The organism is Streptomyces sp. 4F14, assembly GCF_048159485.1.
GTDB lineage: Bacteria > Actinomycetota > Actinomycetes > Streptomycetales > Streptomycetaceae > Streptomyces.
Genome location: NZ_JBLRVY010000016.1, coordinates 94073 through 113274, shown reverse-complemented (window position 1 = coordinate 113274; position 19202 = coordinate 94073). Strand labels below are relative to the sequence as shown.

Below are 19202 nucleotides of genomic sequence, written 5' to 3'. Positions count from 1 at the left end.
TCTACATCTGCCCTCGGGAGCAAGACCGTGAACTGACCGCGCTCGTCACACGCGCGCACGACACGCTGAAGGACTTCCCGATCACACCGGTTGCGCTGCCCTGGCTTCACATCACGGTCCTTATCAATAGGTCCCGCGAAGAATCCCAGGTGAGACGCCTCACATGGTCTCCGGCATGTTAGGGACGACGTAGATGCTGCATCATGAAGCGCTGGGAACTGACGGACCGGAAGTCATCGGTTCGGCGCGGACGACCGCGGACGTGTCCGTGAAGGAGAAGCTGGTGACGCCGCCCGTTCCCGAGTACCTCTCACCCCTGCGGTGGCGGTGGATTCTGCTGACCACCCGCCGTCAGGAGGTGCGGTTCCTCTACTGGCCGCCGCGGCGTCCGGCCGGGCACCGCCGGATCCGTATGTTCGACCGCGAGGGGTACGACATCGGGATACTGGTGTGGATGGTGTGCGACGCCTGCCGCGTCGGGAGCATCGACAAGATCTCCATCACGATCGAGCACCAGCGCCAGGGGATCGGCCGCCGGCTGATCCGCCGGGCACTCGCCGACGGCCCCGGCTACACCTGGCAGACCACTGGCCAGTCCCCGGAGGCGAAGCACTTCTTCCCCGCATTGGAGAAGGAGATGGGTACCGGTTTCCCCCAGTACGGCGGGGTGTGCGAGCATCTCGCCTCGCCGCCCGGCTACCGGCCGCCCCCGCCGGGCCGCCGTCCCCGGCCGGTGCTGGAGCGCGGTATCTGACACCACCCCTTGATGGCGGATCCCCGGTGTGCGTGTTGTGGGGGTGGCGCCGTTGCCCGCTGGCGCGCGCGGTCTGGCGGATTTAGCCCGCCTTGGGGGCGAATTCCCACGGCCACGCGGTGTTCGTCAGGCGGCGACGACACAGATACGTACCGCGAACTCCCGCAGGCCGGGCAGGCTTCCAGGGGTGCAGTCGCGTGACTTGGCCACGTGAAGTTGAGACCGTGGACCGCGCTCAGCTGGCCCTCCGGGAAAATATCCCGGATCGCGTAAGAAGCAGTCACTCCAGTCCCTATAAGGGGGTGAAGGCCACTCATACATCCGTCCTACCAACCGCTGAGGTACCACCGAGATGACGCGCTTGTCCGAGTACGTGATTGACGCGGTCAACCTGATCCCCGTCGCGTACACCCTCTGGAACCTCCCCGGCGTCACGCTGCTTCGGACCCGTCTGCACCGCCAGCTCCCGCCCGCAGAACTCTCCGAGCCGCCGCTCTCGTTCTCGTCTACGCCCTCCGTCACTAGCGTGGCGGCGGAGCTTCTCCGGGATCTGCCGCCGGGGGCCGTCGCACACTACGAGGGACCGGACGGCAGCAAGGTGACGGTCTGGTGGATAACGGCTCCGCCCGCGGACGACTGCGGGCCGGAGGGTTACGCCCTGTGGTGAGCGAAGCTGCGCACGGGGCCCAAGAGGCCACACCGCCGAGCACTGTGACAGCGGTCGCGGACGCTCTTGGCTTCCTGGGTCCGGACGGGCGCGTCGCATACGAGGCGTGCTTGCAGAAGGTCGCCGGGGCCCTCGGGTCGCTCCCTTTCCACATCAGCGATGATGAGCGTCGCGAGATCGCCGGTTTCGCGATTTCCGAGGGCCTTCGTAGCGGTCTGGTTGATCCCTCACGGCAGCCTATCGCCTACTTCAAGAAGACAGCGCAAAGATTGGCCATAGAGCACCACAAGAAGAAGTCGAAAGAAATTCTCGTCGGGGATTATCCGGACGAGTGTCTTTCCGTGGCGAGTTCCGAGAAAGAGCCGCAGGACAGCCCCGGCCGGCACCAGGAGGACGCCGAGCTATGGGAGGCCCTCGATGAGGCCATCAATCGCCTTACCCGACCGCGGGAACGCGACATCTTGCGGCGGCAGAGCATCGGTCAGGACGACGACACGATCGCGGAGGAGACCGGCAGAACGAAAAATGCGATCTACCAGGGCCGCAACCACGGAGTGGAGTCCGTGCAGGCCCAGTTGAGGCATTACATCCGTCCTGAACGCATGGAGCCTCGGCGGACCTCGGGTGGTGAGCAGTGACAGACGACGCAATGCGGGGCTGGAGGACAGACGGGCCGAGCGGAGGAAACAGTGTGAACGAGTCTGAAATCTACGGCGAGTTGCTCGCGCTGCTGGCAGGGCCGGCAGACTACTGGGACCGGCCTGCTGGCGACTGGCCGGCGCAAAGCAGTGGCATCGAGGACTTCACGTATGACGAAAGAGTGGCTCGGCAAGATGCTAATGCCGCCTATCTGCTGGGGACCAAGGCACTGCGCGGTAACGACCTGCAGAGTGCGGGGGCATGGTTCGAGGTTGCCTGCGATCAGCAGCACCCCGGTGCTGCCTTCAGGGCCGTATTGACTCACCTGCTGCCCTTGGTCTGCGCCGAGAGTATCGTCCACGGTCAGGCCGGGGTCAGCCAAAGCGGCCCCGACCTGGCCCTGCTGACGGTTCCGACGGGGAGCAGCAAAACCCGTACGCTTATGCATCCGGTGGTCGGCGGAAAGGGGCGTGTGCTCTTTCTCTTGACCGCAGCAGCCAAGTGGGGACACGGCGACGCCCAGCACTTGGTCGGCCGTCTGCAAAATAGTGCTGGAGAGTCCGTCGCCGACCTCGCGTGGCCGGCAGGAGAGCTGCCGCCTGTCGTTGACGACAACCTTGCCGGTACGGTGCTGGTGGCGGACCGCTTGCCGTATGAGCCGGAGGACCTTGAGTTCTATCCCGCAACGAGGGCATTGCTTGAGCAGTGCTTCGGTGACCACCGCCACGCATCGCAGCCGCTCACGCTCCATGGAGGGCAGCGAGACGTGGTCGAGCATCATGCGATCGCTTCGCCCCACACGTTGCGCGACGCCGACAGTGGGCAAGGGCCGCATTTTTCTGGGGGGTTGCCCTGGGCAGAGCGTTGGCATTCCCGCTGGCGTTCGCTGGCTGGGAAAGACCAAGGCCGTGGCAGTTTCCGTCAGCCAGGTTCGTATACGGGATGGCTGGCACCACGTCTCTTCGACAACGCTTGGGCGGAGCTGTTCTTGCCTGATGTCCCTTTCCGGCTCTGGGCCCGCTCGTGCTGCCAAGAAGCGGACACACCATGGGCTGAGGCAATTGGCCACGGTCAATGCCCGCGCTGTGCCGATGAGTTGACGCCCTTCACCGGTGTTTTGTTCGGGGTACTTGGGACAGACCGGCAACCGCCGTTGTCTGACCTCCCACGAACCGTTCAGAAGCTGCGTCATTTGCGCAGAGCGCGAGAGATGCTGCAGCGCTCTGAGTGGTTCCAGGTGGGTTCTCACTGTTCGTTCTTCTGGGATGCTCCACAGTTCTTCTCCGTAGAGGCACCCATGACAGTGGGCACACAAGGTATGCGTTCACGTCCTGGGAGTATCAGAAGCAGCACACGGCCACCGCGCACTGCCCATGAGTACCTGTACGGCAGCATCGAGTCATCTCCGTCTACCGGAGCCGGAGGCTTTGCGGCTCGGGGCGGTCAGTGGCAAGAACTGTGTCAGGATCCGCAGCAACACGAGGCAGCAGAAAGGGCGCTCGTCCTGGCTACAGCAATATTGGACGGCGTCGATATCTGGCATGTGGAGCAGGCCGCTACATCCCTGGTCGTGAGTGTCAAGGAATTGGCCACAGGATTCGATCCGCCTCGCCCTAGCCGTCTTCACGTGGTCCGCGACACGGCTCATCGGCTCTACCTCTTCGCCGACCCACTCGGTAGCCCAGGCGATCAGGAGGAGCCGCAGCTCATTGTTCCCTCAGTCGTCACCAGCCCACGAGACAGCGCCGGGGAGACAGCTCAACCCATAACCATGGCATCCGCGCCTGGCACTGACCGGTCAGATCCGAAAGTGCTGAGCCGTCCGGATCAACTCCAGGTGTACGCGTTGGACGCTTAGGTGTGGAGCGGTCCGGCATCGTCCCTGTCCCGCTGAACGGGATGGCCAGGACGACGGTCGACGAGGCCGACGGCGAGACCTACCTCGGAGTCCGCGTCGTGAACAGGGGTCTGGTTCCCGTGGCGGTGACAGCCACGGGGATCGAGATGGACCTGGGGGCCGGGGAGGAAGTGGGAGCGCGGCTTGCGCCGGTAGAGCTCGGCGACGACGAGCAGATGCGGCAGCAGGCCGTTGTCGCTGGCCCGGTCGGTGAAGCTGTCGAGCCGGTAGTGCACGGCGGTCGGCGTGCCGCCGGACTGGTAGGCGGACACGGCGCCGCACCCGGGGCACTGCGGGGAACCGCTGGTCTGGCCGAGCGGCACGAACGACCGACTGGTGCACGAGGGGCAGAGGCTCTCCAGCCCGCGTTCGGCCCAGCCCAACGCGCACAGCCGCTCCAGCGCCGCCGCCCGGTCCTCCGCCCTGACGTTCGGCAGTTTGTCGGCGGGCAGATAGCGGCGCTCGGACCGGCCGCCCCACGTGGCGGCCAGCTCGGCGAGGTCGGCGTCCGGATCGCCGTCCGCCCGAAGGTCCCGCAGCCGCTTAAACAGTTCCTTGGACCGCGGCGTGGTCAAGGCGATGGCCGCCTCGTAGACACCGGGTTCGAGGAGCACGGTGCTGTCGGCGCGCTTGGCCAGGGCGGTGCCCAGCCGTCCCGCGGAGGACAGCTGGTGCTCAGTGGCGACATCGTCCAGAAGCTGCCGCGTGGCCTGCGGCAGCAGGGGGAACGTCAGCTGAACGGCGAGCTGATGGGGCATCGGCAGGAACGCGAGCTGCAGCTTGCCGTCCCGCCACTGGGCATCGGGGTGGACGAGCCGGGCGATGGACGGGCGGGCAGGGAGACCGAGCAGGGGCTCGCCCCAGAACCTCACGAGGGCGCCAGCTTGCCCATTGAACCGGACGGGCTGGGTGAAGCGCAGGGTGCTCGGTCCGTCGGCGAAGATCTGGACGTCGAAGGACGTCGGCACGCCGTAGTGGCGTTCGAGGGTCACCCAGGCCGTGGGGTCCAGGTCCGTCCGGAAGGTAAACGGGGCGGTCCGGGCCGGGGGCACGGGGAAGCGTGCTCCTGCCCGCGGCTCCTCCTCGGTGGGCTCCAGGCCGAGCACCGAAGCGAGTTCCAGTAGCTGCTCGGGCGACGCCGAGCGGCTGACGAGAGCCACGTCGGGCGAGAACTGGCCGGGGCGAGAGCCGAGCAGATGAGCCACCTGCTTCGGGAAGCCGATCCAGTGTTTGACCGCGTCGGCGCCCGGCAGCAGCAGCATCGGCATGTCGATCGTGTTGACCGGCCGCAGCGCCCTGGTGTTCCAGAAGTCGAGGCTGTCGGCGAAACCCTCGCCCTCGACGACCCACAGAACCATCGAGGTGTGCCCCGGGGTAGTGCTCTGGTACTCACCGAACTGCGCGACCGTGCCCTGGATCCGGGTGTCTTCCCGCAGCTGGTACCAGCCGAACTCGTCCTCCTGCTCGCCCACCCGCGCGTGCTCGCGAAGACCCGGCTCCACGCAACCGGCCACAGCCAGCTGCCACAGCGGCCCGGTCGGGCTCGCTGCGATCGGCGGATACGCCGGGTCCGTGAACTCCCTGACCTTGTCCGGGGAACAGCTGAACACCGCGCCGTACTTCTGCCTGTCCGCAAGCGCGATGACGGGCAGCCCCAGGCCCACCGCGATCTCCTCGGCGGCCAGGGGGTCGGCGTCGATGTTGACGAGCGCCTCGACCTTGGCGACACGGACTGTCTGCTCGTGCAGCTGGGACAGACCCGAAGCCAGGGCTTCGACGATGGGCTCGGTCATACCGCCCCACCGGCCGCTGGCCTGCGTTACTGCCGCTCGGAACCCGGCCTCGCTTCCGCTCGCGATCAGGTACGCCGCCCGGGAGGGGGGGACGGCTGCCTCCATGCCGGCCTGCCCGAGATATCTCCTCGAATCCACGGCGCAAAGCCTCTCATCGCGATTGCCGAGCGCGGAACGAATTGCTCCAGAAACGGCAGGCTCCGGTCCGTCGAAGGAGGCGTTAGCACAAGATCGGCCGGATGTGTCCGGCCGCGCTGCACGGAATCTGGTGATCCGCCCGCCGACGGACGCGATCAACGCCGCGTCGGGGTGCGCCCCCCGTCCCACGCAGCAGAGGAGAGTGACCGTGGAGTCCGAGCCCCAGGTGACGGTCCTGTTCACCGAGAAGCCCCACGAGGTGAACGCCTACGTGTACGGGCCGTTCACGCCGAGGCCCCTCGACGCGGAGCGGATCAGTCTCCGGTACCCGCACATCACCGGCCCGCTCGAACACCGCGGGCTGGAGTGCGTCGAGGACTTCGGACTGAGCGACTACGTCGTCCATGCCCTGCTGCCCGACGGCGGGCACCTGACCATCGCACCGCCGCAGGAGACCGACGACGCCCACCACGCCATCCCCGGCTTCCCCGACAGCTGGCACGTCACCCGGAACCACCCGGAGGACGGCGACCAGTTCGAGGTGATCTACAACAGTGAGCCCGGCGGCCCGCATGAACACAACCGGGGCAGCGTCCCAGCGATGCTCGCGGTCGTGTACCAGCGCCTGGAACAGCTGGGCGTCCCCGGCCGCGAAGAACTGCTGGCCACCCAGGCGCGTGCCGAGCAGCTGCTGCGCGAGGCGGGTTTCGTGGACCGCTCCACCACCACGGACATCCGGTTCCAACTGCCCCCCGACGGGACTGGGCTCGCCGCGCGAAGCGCCGCGGTCACCCGCGCCGTCCGGTCCTTCCAGAGCGAGGGCATCGGCTACGCCTGTCCCGCCGACCTCCTCGGCGCGGTCGTCCAGGCTGCGCCCCCAGCGATGCCCTCGTCGAGCCGCGACTCGGCCGCCCGCGCCACCTCGGCGGCCTTGCCCCCCGTCGCGCTGGAGCCGCCCGCACCCCGCGAGTGGACCAGTGGCCAGCTCCACCAACCGGTCGCACGCCAGCGCTAGCGGACACCGGATGCACCGCACCGCCACCGTGCCCGTACCGCCGCAAGGGGATGCCGGGCCGCGCCCACACCCGATCAGAAAGGAGCGTGAGCATGCTCGTCGTGCTCTCCGCCCTCCGTTCCCGCCTTGAGGACCTGCTCACCGAGCGCGGGCAGCAGATCCTCGTCGTCGTATCGCCCGCCGCCCAGAGCGACCGCGAGGCCCGCGGTGTCCCTTACCCGATGCTGTCCGTCGCCGCGTGGGACGACCGGCGTCAGCTGTCCGCCCTCGCCGACGAACTGGCCGCGCTGCCCGTCGAGTCGGTGGTCACCACCGACGAACCTTGCTTGCGGGCCGCCGCATTCCTGCGCGAACGGCTCGGCCTGCCCGGCCAGTCCAGGGAGTCCGCAACAGCCGGAACGGACAAGCACATCCAGAAGGACGTGCTCACCGCCGCCGGCGTCCCCGTCGCTGGGCACGTCCCGCTGGACAGCGTCGCCGACATCGAGAGCGCTGCCGAGCTGCTCGGCTGGCCGGTCGTCGTGAAGCCCCGCAGGGGATTCGCCGCGATCGGCACCCTCCTCGTCCGCGACCAGGCCCACCTCGACCGCTTGCGTGCCAGCGGCGCCTTCGGCCCCCAGGCCCTGCCCGCCAGCCTTCACGCCTCCGGCATCCACAGGGGACTGGACCACGCCAGCGGCGGCCTGATGGCCGAGGAGGGAATCGACGTCCTCGCCGAGTTCCACTGCGAGATCCTGCGCCACCAAGGCCGCGAGGTCTACGCCGTACCGGGCCGGTATCCCGGGCCGCTGCTGGGCACCGCCGTCCTGGGCTCCGTGCTGCTGGGCCGGGACGACGACCACACGCAGCAGGTCATCGACCTGGCCCGCGACGCCGCCGACGCCCTCCAGCTGGTCACCGGCTTCGCCCACGTCGAGATCCTGCTCGCACGCTCCGGCGACCTGCTGGTCGGGGAGATCGGCCTGCGCCCCGGCGGCGCAATGCTGCCCCACCTGCTCAGGCTCCAGCACGGCATCGACCCCTGGGCCCTGTCCGCCGACCTGGCCATGGGCCTCATCCCGCAGGTGGCCCTGCGCAGCGGCGGCCCGACCGTGGCCTGGGCCGCCCCGATCGCCCCACCCGGCTGGATCACCGGCATGGACAGCGCCGACGAGCTGCGGAAGCAGCCCGGCGTCATCGACGTGCACCAGCTCGTCCACGTCGGCCAGCAGAGCCCCACGCGCGTCGGCACGCTCACCCCCGCCGGCCATGTCTTCGCCGTCGGCGACACCGCCGAACAGGCCGAGGCCCGCGCCCGACAGGCCGCCACCGCTTGGCAGATCACCACCAGCGACCGGCCGCCGCACGAAGCCCCACCGGTCCGCTAGGGCCAAGCGTCGAGCAGCCCCAGCACGGCCCCCACCCCCACCTTCCCTATACCGGAGCGCCCCCTGAAGCACGTCCTCGTCCTGTCCACCGGCAATCCCCTGCTGGAAGACGCCCTTCTGGCCGCCGGCCACACCGTCACTGTCCTCCAGCCTGCCGGTACCGCTGTCCTTCCCGGCGTCGAGCAGCACACGGTCGAACACTGGGACGACCTGGACGCCCTGACGGCCTTGGAACCCTGCCTGCCCCAGGTCGATGCCATCGCCACGATCGACGAACAGGCCATCGTCGCCGCTGCGCACCTCCGCCGACTGCGGGCGCTGCCCGGCCTGACGGTGGAGGCCGCCACCGCCTACACCGACAAGGCCGCTATGAAGACCGCCCTCGCCGCCACCGGGCTGCCCGTCGCCCGGCACCGGGTGGTCCACCTCGCCGACGAGGTCGCCACCGTCGCAGGCGAGTTGGGCTGGCCCGTCCTGGTCAAGCCCCGCGCCGGGCTGGCCACGCTGAACACGTTCGTCGTGCGCGACCGGGACCATCTGAAGGAACTGGTCGACGTCGGCGCGTTCGACGTCCGGATCACCGACCCGACCGGTCGCCTCAGCGCCGGCCACGTCCTGGACTCCCTGCACGGGGCCCGCGACGGATTCCTCGTCGAGCAGTTCCTCGACGTCGAGGCCGAGTTCTTCTGCGACCTGTACGTCCACCGCGGGACCGTGCTCCTCGCGGTGCCGGGCCGCTACGACGCCCCGCTCCTGCAGAGCGTCGGCGACGCCTCCGTCGACACCGTCCTGCCCCCCGGGCACACCGACGCCCAGGACGTCGCCGACCTGGCCCGCAAGGCCGCAGCCGCACTCGGCGCGCACACCGGAGTGGTGCACTGCGAGATCCTGCGCGACCGCACCAAGGGCCTGTTCGTCGGCGAGGCCGGAGCACGCCCGGGCGGCGGCAGCATCGCCGAACTCGCGTCCGTGATGTATGCCTTCGACCTGCCCGCAACCCTGGCTGCCCTCGCCCTCGACGAGGTCCCGGACCTCGACGGCACCCCGCGCTTCCCCGCGCTCACCGCCGTCATGATCCCCGCCCCTGCGGGGACGGTGACCCACGTCGCCGACCCGGACGTCATCGAAGCGCTGCCCGGAGTGCTCCACGCGGACATCCGCCTCACGGTCGGCCAGCCCACACCGGTGGGCGTCGGCACCGTCACGCGCGCCGGCCGCATCCTCTACGTCCCCGACGACCTCGACACGCTCGACCAGGAGGCCGCCGAACTGCGCGAGGCCCTGGAGATCCGCGTCGAGCCGTTCACCGCCGCCTGACCGATCCCCCGAACTCGCCTGCCGGAGCAGCCTCTTGTCGAAAGCCGCCGCCGAAACCGGAACGGCGACATCTCCCCCTCCCCGTTTCCCGGCCACGTACTGGGTCCTGGTGATCGGATACGGCGCCAGCCGCGTCGGCGCCGTCCTCGTCCCGTACCTCACCCTCTACCTGGTCACCCAGCTCCACCTCTCCGTCGACACCGCCGGCCAGGTCCTGGCCGCGTTCGGGGCCGGATGGGTGCTCGGCCAGCCGCTCTTCGGAGCCGCCGCCGACCGGATCGGCCGCAAGAGCACCATCGTCGTCTCCCTCGCCCTGACCGCCACGGCTTACGGGCTGCTCGCCCGCGCCACCACCATCCCCGAACTGGTAGCCCTCGCCGCCGCAATCGGCCTGGTCTTCGACGCCCCCCGCACCGCGATCAGCGCCTGGATCGCCGACATCCTGACCGAGCAGCAGCGCCCCCGCGGCTACGGCCTGCAGTACTGGATGATCAACGCGGGCGCAGCCGCCTCCGGCATCATCGGCGGGTACCTCGCCAGCTCCCACATGGGCTGGCTCTGCACCATCGACGCGCTGACCTGCCTCGCCTTCGCCCTGGTCGTCCTCGCCCTGCCGGCCACCCGCGACCGACCGGTCAACACGCCTGACCCGGTCGGATACCGCAGTGTCCTGTCCGACCGGCGCCTGCTGTCGTTCACCGGCATCTCGCTGGCCACACTCACCGTGTACCAGCAGATGGTGTACGGCCTCCCGCTGGCCATCCACGCCGACGGCCTCTCGCCCGCCGTCTACGGCGCGGTCAACGTCGCCAACGCCGTCACGGTCCTGGCGTTGCAGCCCCTGCTACAGCCGCTGATGGACCGCACCCCGCCACTGCGGGCCACTGCGGTCGGAGCGCTGGCCATCGGCCTGGGCATGGGCGCCAACGGCCTTGCCCACGGCGCCGCCGCGTTCATCGCCGCCACCGTTGTGTGGACCCTCGGCGAGATGGCCTTCTGCGTCGGGGCCGCCGCGTACGTCGCCGGCCTCGCCCCCGACGGCGCGCGTGGTCGCTACCTCGGAGTCTGGGGCGCCGCGTTCGGCGGCTCGGCCCTGGCCGCGCCGCTGATCGGCGCCGTCGCCCTCAACCGGGGCTCCGACTGGCTGTGGGCGGGCAGCGCCGTCCTCGCCTCGCTCTGCGCCGCCGCCCTCGCTCTCCAAGCCGCCGGTCGCCGCCCCGCCGCACCAACCGCCTGAGCCCTACAGCCCCGACCGGAAAGTTCGCATGCCCCACGCCGACGACACCGTCCTGCTCGTCATCTCCATGGGCAACCCCGCCTACAGCGCCTACTGCCTCGAAAGCGCCGCGCGCCGCCACCGGGTCGTCCTGGTCGACTCCACCGCGCCGACCTGGGAACTGGCGCACATCGTCGACCACGAGGTCGCCGACCCGCACGACCTGGCTGCCCTGCGCGCCGCCGTCGCCCGCCTCACCGACCGCCACACCATCACCGGCGCGCTCACCTGGGACGAGTACTGCCTGCTGCCCGCCGCACAGATCGCCACCGACCTCGGCCTTCCCGGCCAGTCGTCCGCGACCGCCGCCGCCTGCCGTAATAAGAGCGCCGCACGCGCCATCTGGGCAGCCGTGGGCGTGCCGTCCGCGCAGTCGATCCGGGCCACCTCGCTCGTCACCGCGAATACCGCCGCGCGCCGCATCGGATACCCGGTCGTCCTCAAGCCCGCCGCACACGCCGCCGGCATCGGCGTGATCAAGGTCGAGCAGGCCGCGGACCTCCCGGCCGCTTTCGCCTACGCCTCCGAACAGGCTGCTGGCCAGGGCGAGGAGGGCTCCGGCGTGCTCGTGGAGGAGTACCTGGATGGGCCCGAGATCTCGGTGGAGTGCGTGACCGCGCACGGCATCACCACCCCGGTCGCCGTCACCCGCAAGACCCTTGGCCCCGAGCCGCTCTTCCAGGAGGTCGGCCACACCGTCCTCGCCGACGACCCGCTCCTCGCACAGGTCGGGCCCGTCGCCGAGGCCGCGCTGGACGCCCTCGGAGTCAACACCGGCGTGTCCCACGTCGAGATACGGCTCACCAGCAGCGGCCCCCGCCTGATCGAGGTCAACGCGCGCCTCGGCGGTGACCTCATCGGCCGCCTGGTCCAGCTGGCCACGGGCATCGACCTGCCCGCAGTCGCCGTTGACATCGCGTTGGGCATCGAGCCCGACCTCACCGCCACTCGGCGAGAGGCCGCCGGGGTCCGCTTCCTCTCGCCCTCCACCTCAGGCACCGTCCGTCGGGCCCAAGCCCGCACGGAACTCGGCGCCCCCGACTGGCTGGAGCGGCTGCGCTTCGAGCACGAGGCCGGCGCACAGATCCTCCTCCCCGACGAGGGCGGCAGCCTGTACACCGGCCGGCTCGCGCACTTCGTCGTCACCGGTGCCGACACCGACCAGGTCCACGCCCGCCTGGAGCAGGTTGCCAACCTGCTCGACGTTGAGGTGTCCGAAGCTGCCTGATCTCCGGAGAACTCGGCGGGCCCGGCACGGTCCGACGGCCCCCGCACAGGAAAAGGTCACGGTCAGGTATCAGCCGCTACTTTGGGAATAATCCAGCCCGAGCCCCGGTTTAAGCGACCATCTCTCTGACGAAAGGGCTTGCAGCTTGTCGGACTCGCCGAGACGCGATCTGAACCCGAACGACCCCTCGAACCTCCCTCCGCTCTCCGACGCCGACCTGCACATCCCGGACTACCCCGTGATGGTGCCCGAGCCCGCTCCTGGCGGTGCTGTGATCCGCGTCGTCGAGTACCCCGGCGAACTGAACCCGCGGGGCACCCTCGTCCTCTGCTCCTCGTGCCGCGCGAACCGTGACTGGCTGCTCCTGGAGACCCGTCGGCGCGTCTTCGTGCGCTGCCGGTGCGGCTACGAGTGGGAGGAGGACGAGCTGGACATCGGCATCTTCGAGGCGAACTTCTCCTACGCGGACCGGTCCTGGGGTGACGCCGAACAGGCGCTGACGGACCTCGGCTTCGGGGGCGAGTTCGCCGGGATCTACTTCAACTGACCCTGCTGTACCAGCAGGTGCCTGCCAGGGCGGACCGATGTCCGATCGCCGGGAAGCCGTGGCCGGTTCGGGCTGATCCCTCGCGATCCCGCCCGTGTCTGGACCTGAAGCTGGACGCGCCGAAGGGCGGTGGGGGCACAACGAACATTCGTTGTGCCCCCACCGCCCTTCGGCATGTGCAGGAGAGCATCAGTCCGCAAGCCGGTACACCGGGTACTGAACCTCCCCCCGGCCACGGAGTCTTGAAGGGTCGTCTGCCGGTGCGCTCACGCGCTCACCGTGTGGACCGGGGCACGGCCACGGTCAGCCAGCGGTGCGGACATGCTAGTTCCTGATCGATCGTCCGGACGTGTCTGGCGCAGTGTGCACGGTCGATGAACTGGCTTGGAGGATTTCACGTTGCCCGACAACACCCCAGGTGCCCGGGGACGAACCCGGTCTCGATAGTAGGGTGCGTTTCTGCACGGCGGTGTGCGACGCCGGTACGGGAGAGGCGGTCGGCGACGGTGTTCAGGCCGCTGGTGTGGCGCAGTCCGGCGAGGTCTCAGGCGGCGCTTTGGCGCGGTTATCCGTAGAACTGGCTGACCCGTATTCCGAGCATGTGTGTCAGCTACCTTTCCCGCTCTGCCCATGACCGGTACGAGGCCATGATTCGGTTGGTCTCAACGACGTGTTGACGGGCATTCAGCCCTGGAGAGCTGCTCCCCCCATGCGTTGACGCACAAGCCCGAACAAGCGGCATGCGGGCAAGATCTCCTACAAGCCGTCCGGGGGCGGTGGCGTCCGCCGGACGGTCCAGCCGGTGCTGCGTGACGAGGGAGACGATGCCGTGATCCCGGATCGTGGGCGAGGGGATCGTGAGGGCGGGGCGTGCGCCGTCGCGGGACGGTGAAGCCGCAAGTGGGGTGTAGGCCCGTTGGTAAGGTCGGTCAACACCGCGATGGAGGGGAGACGTTGTGAACGACTTGCTGGGCGGGATGCCGCAACCGATCGTCGAGCGGATGGGCCGGATGCGTGGAATGGCGCTGCGCAGCGTCATCGCACTGATCGATGAGGCGCCCGACACCTTTGCCGCGCTGGTGGAGCGGATCGGTACCTGGGACGACGACCCCGGTCGGACGCCGTACCCGCTGCCGCGTTATTCGTTTGCGACCGAGCAAGCCCTTCAGTTCTTCCGTGACGCCGTCACCGTCATCGAGAGGAAGACGGGTCCCCTGCCCAACGAGGTCGTGGCGGAGGGGGCTCGCGGCGTGGTCGAGCAGTTCGCGCCCGCAGAGTACCGTGAGGACGCCCTGGCCAAACTGGCAGCGTTCCCCTCAGGCACGGGGCCGGTGGAGATCTCCGGGGGTGAGGACGCCGGTCTGGTGGACTTCGTCGTTGTCGCGGCGATGGCGGCATGGGTGGGTCGCGGGGCCGGCGGGCGGATGGCGACGCTGGAGAACATCCGGTTGACGCTGCTGCGGGAGGTCCGTCACGCGGAGAGCACGGCGATCGGGGCCCCGGAGCGAGAGCGGGTCGACACAGTCAGCGACGCCGACGCTCTTGCGCTGCTGGCCGACCTGTACAGCGAGGACTATGCCCGGCTCATCCCCGGCCCGAACCAGCGTGGCCCATGGGAGTGGGACATGCTCGCCGTCCTCAAAACCCACCTGCTGGAGACACCCGCCGAGGCAACGACCCCCGAGCAGGCCGAGCAGCTCAAGGCCAAGCTGCTGTCCGTGCTGCAGGCGGCGGCTGCCACGCAGACGAAGAAGACGACGCCCACGGTGCGCACTGTGGGCAAGCGCATCCAGCCCAAGCGCGTGCCGAAGCGCAAGCGCTGATCAGCCGCACCCGGCCGGCGACAGCCTGCACGCCGACAAGTCCGCTGTCTCTGGCGGTATTTCCGCGGCCTGGCGGGCTTGGGGCTTGAGGGGATTCGGCCCCGATCTCGTCGTGGGTGTGAACGAGCGCGGTCCGATCGGGCTGCTTGGAGCCGCGGAGGGCGATCAGGCCGCCGGTCACGCCGAACTCTCCTCGCAGGTGTCGTTGCCCCCGCTGATCCTGCCCCGGAGGGAACGATCGGCGTGAACTCGACCGGCTTACCGAAGGGGGCGACGAGGACTCGCGAGCAATCCCTACCGGCGGCTGGCTCTGGCTTCCTCCAGTATCGCCAGGGCGTCAGCGCGAGCCTGTTCGTCGTCCACGAGTGCGGTGACGAACCGGGGCAGGAGCCCCTTGAGGAGGGTCATCATGACCACGGAGGTCCGGCCGTAGTCATGCTCCTCCATGTGATTCAGGATCACGAGGGACAGACCAACCGCAACACCCGAGCCGTGCAGTTCCTTCCCGGCCATATCGAGGATGCCCGGATATAGCATTCTGGCAGCACCGCTGGGGTCCGCCTGCGCAATGCGACGTGAGATCTCATCCCGGTCGGGCATAACGATTGTTGCAGGCATGGCTCTCCTGTTGATGCTGCTTCGAAACCAGGGGGCTCATGAGCTTCCCCGGTGGGGACATTCCAGCTCATCAGATCACGGGCTATCGCGGTCGATCTCGTGGTCTGCCGGACCTTCTGACGGCCAGGTCGATCATGCCATCGAGACTGGTGTCTCGGGAGGCAGCAACGGAGCAGGCTGCAGGGCGCTGCGAGCCGCGTTGAGGAACGTCGTCTTCGCATGCTCCACATCATGAGGCGAGGCCCGGTGGTCAGCGCGTGCGAGCGCGGCCAGGCCCTGGGCGGCCTCAACGACATCGGCAGGACCGATAAGCCTGATGACGTCGAGAGCCTCGCCTACAGCCCTGCGTTCAGCCAACGGAGCTGTGCTGCCTGGAGCCCCGAACGCACCATCGACCCGGACAAGGAACTCGACATAGGCCGAGCGGTCCGCCTCTCGCTGCCGTTCCGCACGAGGGGCATCAGCAATCGCCATCACGATCTGTGGGACCACGGCGGCCAGTTGCCGCTCCGGCGCCTCGTCGGCCAGCCGACGGCCCAGAGGCCGGGCGAACCAGGCGACGGACAGGCCGCCGGCCAACGCCGACCCGACGGCGACGAGCGCCAACTCCCAAGGACTCATGGTGCAATCGTCTCCGATCGCGACTTACCACGCAGGAAATCGCCCTGAACGGGCTGGCTACCAGGACGCCCGTCGATGTGAGAGTGCCGTGTGATCAGTCCCCTCAGGATGGATGGGAGTGAGGAATCGTCCGGTATCGGTCGATGGTGCTCGAAGTGTTGTCGCGTGGTAGTCCAACGGTGTCATGAGACCAGGGTGTCGGAGCAAGCGCGTTCCGTCGGCGGGGAGTTCGGATCCGGCGACTGGACGGTGAAGGGGCAATCGCTGTCCGGAAGTCCGAGGTGCGGCAGCGGAGGTCGGGCTTTCCGGGGCTGCGGGGGTGTGTCGTCTCTGGCGCGGCCGTCTCGGTCGTCACAGGGACAGCCCGGTGCGCTGGACGGCGAGTGCTTTTGCTGTGTCCTCGTCCGTGGCCAGCAGACTGACGGGGGCGTCGTCCCGCAGATGCTCCGTGATCACCAGTTCCCAGATCTCGGCTCTGCCATCCGGGGAGCCGGTGTACGGCTCGGTCAGCTGGTACCAGTGGAGCAGGAGCTGGACGGTGGCCCGGCGCGGCCTGGGGGCAGCCAGGCGCCGCACGTCGAGGTGACGGTGGTGGTGGGCGGCCCGGATCGTCTCGCGGAGATTCTCGGGCACGGCCTCGGGGTTGTCGGCGCCGGCCAGGAGCTCGGCCAGGTCGTCGGCGCACGACGGGGTCGGAGGAAGAGGATCGTGGAAACCCGGGGGCGGCCCGTCCTTGAGGGAGCCGTCGGGGCGCCGCGGCCACCGGTGGTCGCTCGCCGGGGTGAGGAGATCCGCGTCGATAGGTGTTATGCCTGCCGTGTCGTCGAGGTCCACGGTGTAGCCGGCCGGACCGGTGGCCTCCCGGGCCTCGTCGTCGAAGGCCCAGCCGATGTCCATCACATAGCCGCCCTGGCCGGCGAACGGGCCGGCGATGGCGCGGACCCGCTGGTAGCGGGAGTAGCCCCCTCGCTCGGCGCCCAGCACGGCGGCGACCACGTCGGCCGCCCACGAGGTGCAGATCTCGACGGCGGGGTCCGGGAGCGCCTCGCCGATCCCCCGGCTCATCCCGTCCCACCGCGCCTCCGGCAGCGAGGTGGTGGTTGAGCCGTCCTGCGGCCCGGGGACTGTCCAGGGTGCCGGTGCCTGGCCGCGGTACCTGACCGGGGCGGCGGGATCCCAGGTCCGGTTCAGCCACCGCCACCGTGCGAGGGCCGGGTGCTGCGGTTCACCGCCGGATTCGGTGATCGCCTGAGCTGCTCCTGTGATCGTGTCCTCCACGAGCTTGATGACATGCTCGTCGTCCCACAGCCACCACAGGACCTGTGACCACGGCACCCGTTCGACCGCTGTCCCGCTGCCAGTGTGGAGGGCGTAGAGGACGATGGCGATGATGTCGCGCTTGGCGACCGAGCTCCAGTCGTCCTCGTGCATCCCGCCGGGCTGCTCCTGGTGGACCACGGCGGTGGCGCGGTCCACGGCGGCGTTCCAGGCATCGGTTGCCTTGATCGTTTCCGGGGTAACGGGGGTCACGGAGTGCTCCGAACGGTGGTGAGCGGGGGAAGACGGCAGGTGTTGAGGAGGGGAGGCGGTCCGACGGCCGGCTCATGGCCGAGGGACGTGCCCGTACCGTAGCCCGCCCCCCGACAGGACCGGCGGACGGTCGAGCGCCCCGGCCGCCGGGCCGTACCCGCTGAGGCGGGGGAGGCCGCGGTCGGCCACGGTGTGCCGACCGGCGTCGGCGGTCACCGGGCGTTGTGCTCGTGCCGGGTGCCCGCGCCGCCCAGCGGCACGCTGGCCAGGTGCTCCCACACGATCTGCGACCGCCCGTCGTGCCACTGCGCCACCAGCGACAGGGTATGGGCTCGGACCGTCACCGGACCGGCCTCCACGTCGGACAACGCGGCTTTGAGCGTCGCCCGGTCCGCCGCGTGGGCCTCGGGACCGGCGTAGGCCACGCTCGCGTGAGGGTAGTAGACGGCAGGGATCAGCGTGAAGCGCTCCTCTCCCACGACCTCTCTGGTCGCCGCCGCCGTCAGCTCCCACAGCCTCCGCGCGGGGGCGCCCGGACGTCCCGCGCACTCCAGGGCGACCGTCCCCACCGCAGGCGGATACAAGGTCAGGACAAACGGGTCCACCTCGGCTGCGGCAGCGCTCACCCGGTCGACCATGGCCGCCACCTCCGCGTCGCTGCTCTCCGACTGCGGTCCGGCGTGCAGAACCGTGACGTGCACCCACTCGGCCAGCACCGGATTGAGCCCTTTCGCGCTGGTCACGTCCCGGTACGGCTCCGTCAGCGCCAACGCCTCGTCGCGCGACGGCAGGAGATGCCAGTGCAGGTCCCGCCGCCCCGCGGGCCAGGCGTACTCGCGGTTTGTGACGCGAGCGAAAAAGTTGTCCATTACGTGATCCTCTTACTCTCGAAGCGGACCGGGACCGTGGCGGACCCGGCAACGTGAACGATCAGGGGAAAGGGGGCAGTTGGCGCTGCGCCGTCACCGGGATGCCGTCGTGCGGACCGGTTCCTGTGTCTCACGGATGAGGGAGAGATGCAGTTGTCCCGTGCCGATGATGCATACCCCGCCGGTGACGGTGATGGACCGGATCTCCGTGGGGTCGGCATCGGCCGTGGCGTGCAGGACGGACGGCCGGCCGACGGATTCGCCCTGGCTGAGGGTGAGTTCGGTACCGGAGGGCAGGAGTCCGTGGCGGACGAGGTGCGCGGCGAGAGGGCCGGCGGCGGAGCCGCATGCGGGGTCCTCGGGCATGCCTCGGTCGTGAGGTGAGAACATGCGGGTCAGCGCGTCGGCCGGGCCGGTGAGGGCGCAGACGTTGATGCGGGGCCGACCGGGTCCGGCGGCTTTCCCGAGGGCGGGGAAGTCGGGCTGGATGGCCCGGACCGCGTCGGGGCTGTCGGCCACGATGTACAGGTGGGGGATGCCCGCGTCGTAAAGGACGACGGGCAGTTCGCTGCGTTCGAGGCCGAGGACGGCAAGGAGCCGGGCGGTCACGTCGTCGGGCACGGGGGCGATGCGGGGGATCGGCTGGTCCATGGAGGCGGTGTAGCGTCCCGCACTCTGGCGGGTCACGGTGACGGGGACAGGGCCGACGTTCGTCTCGATCCGCAGGGACACCGACGTTCGCGCCTGCCGGTGGGCCAGGACGGCGGCCGTGCCGAGGAGCGGATGACCGGCGAAGTCGATCTCGGTGACGGTGGAGAACATCCGGACCCTGGCGTCGCCGCCGTCCGAAGGGGCGGTGAGGAAGACACTCTCGGACAGGTTCATCTCCCGTGCGACGGCCTGGAGGAAATCGTCGTCGGGCAGCGGTGCGTCGCCGGTGAAGACCGCCAACTGGTTCCCGCTCAGAGGCTGTTGCGCGAAAACGTCGCAGAGGTCGTAGTGCACGGGTGGGACTCCTGGAGGCGATCGGAGGACAGGGAGGCTGGTGAACTAGCTTGCCGGGGGCGGGCTACCGTGGGTGCCTCGGGCGGACCGGCGAGGCA

Annotated in this window: 17 protein-coding genes; 11 read left to right on the top strand and 6 right to left on the bottom strand. The window is 69.4% G+C overall.

The window, feature by feature from the left end; genetic code table 11:
- The first annotated feature begins 193 nt into the window (after nt 1–193).
- The 4 genes from ACLZOT_RS26985 (at nt 194) to ACLZOT_RS26970 (ending at nt 3918) form a co-directional block, all read left to right on the top strand.
- Complete coding sequence (locus ACLZOT_RS26985; RefSeq protein ID WP_416971667.1) at nt 194–754, top strand: hypothetical protein; 561 nt, start codon at nt 194–196, stop codon at nt 752–754.
- A 352-nt stretch (nt 755–1106) separates the two neighbouring features.
- Nucleotides 1107–1421 carry a hypothetical protein gene (locus tag ACLZOT_RS26980; RefSeq protein WP_416971666.1) on the top strand — a complete coding sequence of 105 codons (315 nt, stop codon included), beginning with the start codon at nt 1107–1109 and terminating at the stop codon, nt 1419–1421.
- Between the two features lie 110 nt (nt 1422–1531).
- Complete coding sequence (locus ACLZOT_RS26975; RefSeq protein ID WP_416971665.1) at nt 1532–2059, top strand: hypothetical protein; 528 nt, start codon at nt 1532–1534, stop codon at nt 2057–2059.
- Between the two features lie 53 nt (nt 2060–2112).
- On the top strand, nt 2113–3918 hold the full coding sequence (locus ACLZOT_RS26970) for a hypothetical protein (RefSeq protein ID WP_416971664.1): 1806 nt from the start codon (nt 2113–2115) through the stop codon (nt 3916–3918).
- Here the strand turns inward: ACLZOT_RS26970 and ACLZOT_RS26965 are convergent.
- Nucleotides 3915–5750: a hypothetical protein gene (locus ACLZOT_RS26965; RefSeq protein ID WP_416971663.1), complete on the bottom strand. Its 1836-nt coding sequence runs from the start codon at nt 5748–5750 to the stop codon at nt 3915–3917. The two genes, ACLZOT_RS26970 and ACLZOT_RS26965, sit on opposite strands and share 4 nt — an antisense overlap.
- A 346-nt stretch (nt 5751–6096) precedes the next feature.
- Between ACLZOT_RS26965 and ACLZOT_RS26960 the strand changes: the two genes are divergently transcribed.
- The 7 genes from ACLZOT_RS26960 to ACLZOT_RS26930 all read left to right on the top strand — a co-directional run bounded on the left by ACLZOT_RS26960 (nt 6097) and on the right by ACLZOT_RS26930 (nt 14461).
- Nucleotides 6097–6903: a hypothetical protein gene (locus tag ACLZOT_RS26960; RefSeq protein WP_416971662.1), complete on the top strand. Its 807-nt coding sequence runs from the start codon at nt 6097–6099 to the stop codon at nt 6901–6903.
- Between the two features lie 92 nt (nt 6904–6995).
- The gene (locus tag ACLZOT_RS26955; protein ID WP_416971661.1) at nt 6996–8270 is read left to right on the top strand and encodes an ATP-grasp domain-containing protein; all 1275 of its coding nucleotides are present in this window, start codon (nt 6996–6998) and stop codon (nt 8268–8270) included.
- A 228-nt stretch (nt 8271–8498) separates the two neighbouring features.
- On the top strand, nt 8499–9587 hold the full coding sequence (locus tag ACLZOT_RS26950; protein WP_416971660.1) for a hypothetical protein: 1089 nt from the start codon (nt 8499–8501) through the stop codon (nt 9585–9587).
- Between the two features lie 34 nt (nt 9588–9621).
- Entirely contained in the window at nt 9622–10824 is a 1203-nt protein-coding gene (locus tag ACLZOT_RS26945) for an MFS transporter (RefSeq protein WP_416971659.1), read from the top strand.
- A 28-nt stretch (nt 10825–10852) separates the two neighbouring features.
- Nucleotides 10853–12091 carry an ATP-grasp domain-containing protein gene (locus tag ACLZOT_RS26940; RefSeq protein ID WP_416971658.1) on the top strand — a complete coding sequence of 413 codons (1239 nt, stop codon included), beginning with the start codon at nt 10853–10855 and terminating at the stop codon, nt 12089–12091.
- Between the two features lie 145 nt (nt 12092–12236).
- On the top strand, nt 12237–12638 hold the full coding sequence (locus tag ACLZOT_RS26935; RefSeq protein ID WP_416971657.1) for a hypothetical protein: 402 nt from the start codon (nt 12237–12239) through the stop codon (nt 12636–12638).
- A gap of 956 nt (nt 12639–13594) precedes the next feature.
- Nucleotides 13595–14461, top strand: coding sequence for a hypothetical protein (locus ACLZOT_RS26930; protein ID WP_416971656.1), 867 nt, complete (start codon nt 13595–13597; stop codon nt 14459–14461).
- Between the two features lie 294 nt (nt 14462–14755).
- Here the strand turns inward: ACLZOT_RS26930 and ACLZOT_RS26925 are convergent, their stop codons facing one another.
- The 5 genes from ACLZOT_RS26925 to ACLZOT_RS26905 all read right to left on the bottom strand — a co-directional run bounded on the left by ACLZOT_RS26925 (nt 14756) and on the right by ACLZOT_RS26905 (nt 19104).
- Nucleotides 14756–15079 (bottom strand): hypothetical protein, encoded by a 324-nt coding sequence (locus ACLZOT_RS26925; RefSeq protein ID WP_416971655.1) that lies wholly within the window; start codon nt 15077–15079, stop codon nt 14756–14758.
- A 132-nt stretch (nt 15080–15211) separates the two neighbouring features.
- Nucleotides 15212–15700 carry a hypothetical protein gene (locus ACLZOT_RS26920; RefSeq protein WP_416971654.1) on the bottom strand — a complete coding sequence of 163 codons (489 nt, stop codon included), beginning with the start codon at nt 15698–15700 and terminating at the stop codon, nt 15212–15214.
- Nucleotides 15701–16051: 351 nt separating this feature from the next.
- A complete protein-coding gene (locus ACLZOT_RS26915; RefSeq protein WP_416971653.1) occupies nt 16052–17230 on the bottom strand; it encodes a hypothetical protein in 1179 nt (392 codons plus the stop codon).
- A gap of 212 nt (nt 17231–17442) precedes the next feature.
- The gene (locus ACLZOT_RS26910) at nt 17443–18099 is read right to left on the bottom strand and encodes a 2'-5' RNA ligase family protein (protein WP_416971652.1); all 657 of its coding nucleotides are present in this window, start codon (nt 18097–18099) and stop codon (nt 17443–17445) included.
- A 93-nt stretch (nt 18100–18192) separates the two neighbouring features.
- Nucleotides 18193–19104: a PhzF family phenazine biosynthesis protein gene (locus ACLZOT_RS26905; RefSeq protein ID WP_416971651.1), complete on the bottom strand. Its 912-nt coding sequence runs from the start codon at nt 19102–19104 to the stop codon at nt 18193–18195.
- Between the last annotated feature and the right edge of the window lie 98 nt (nt 19105–19202).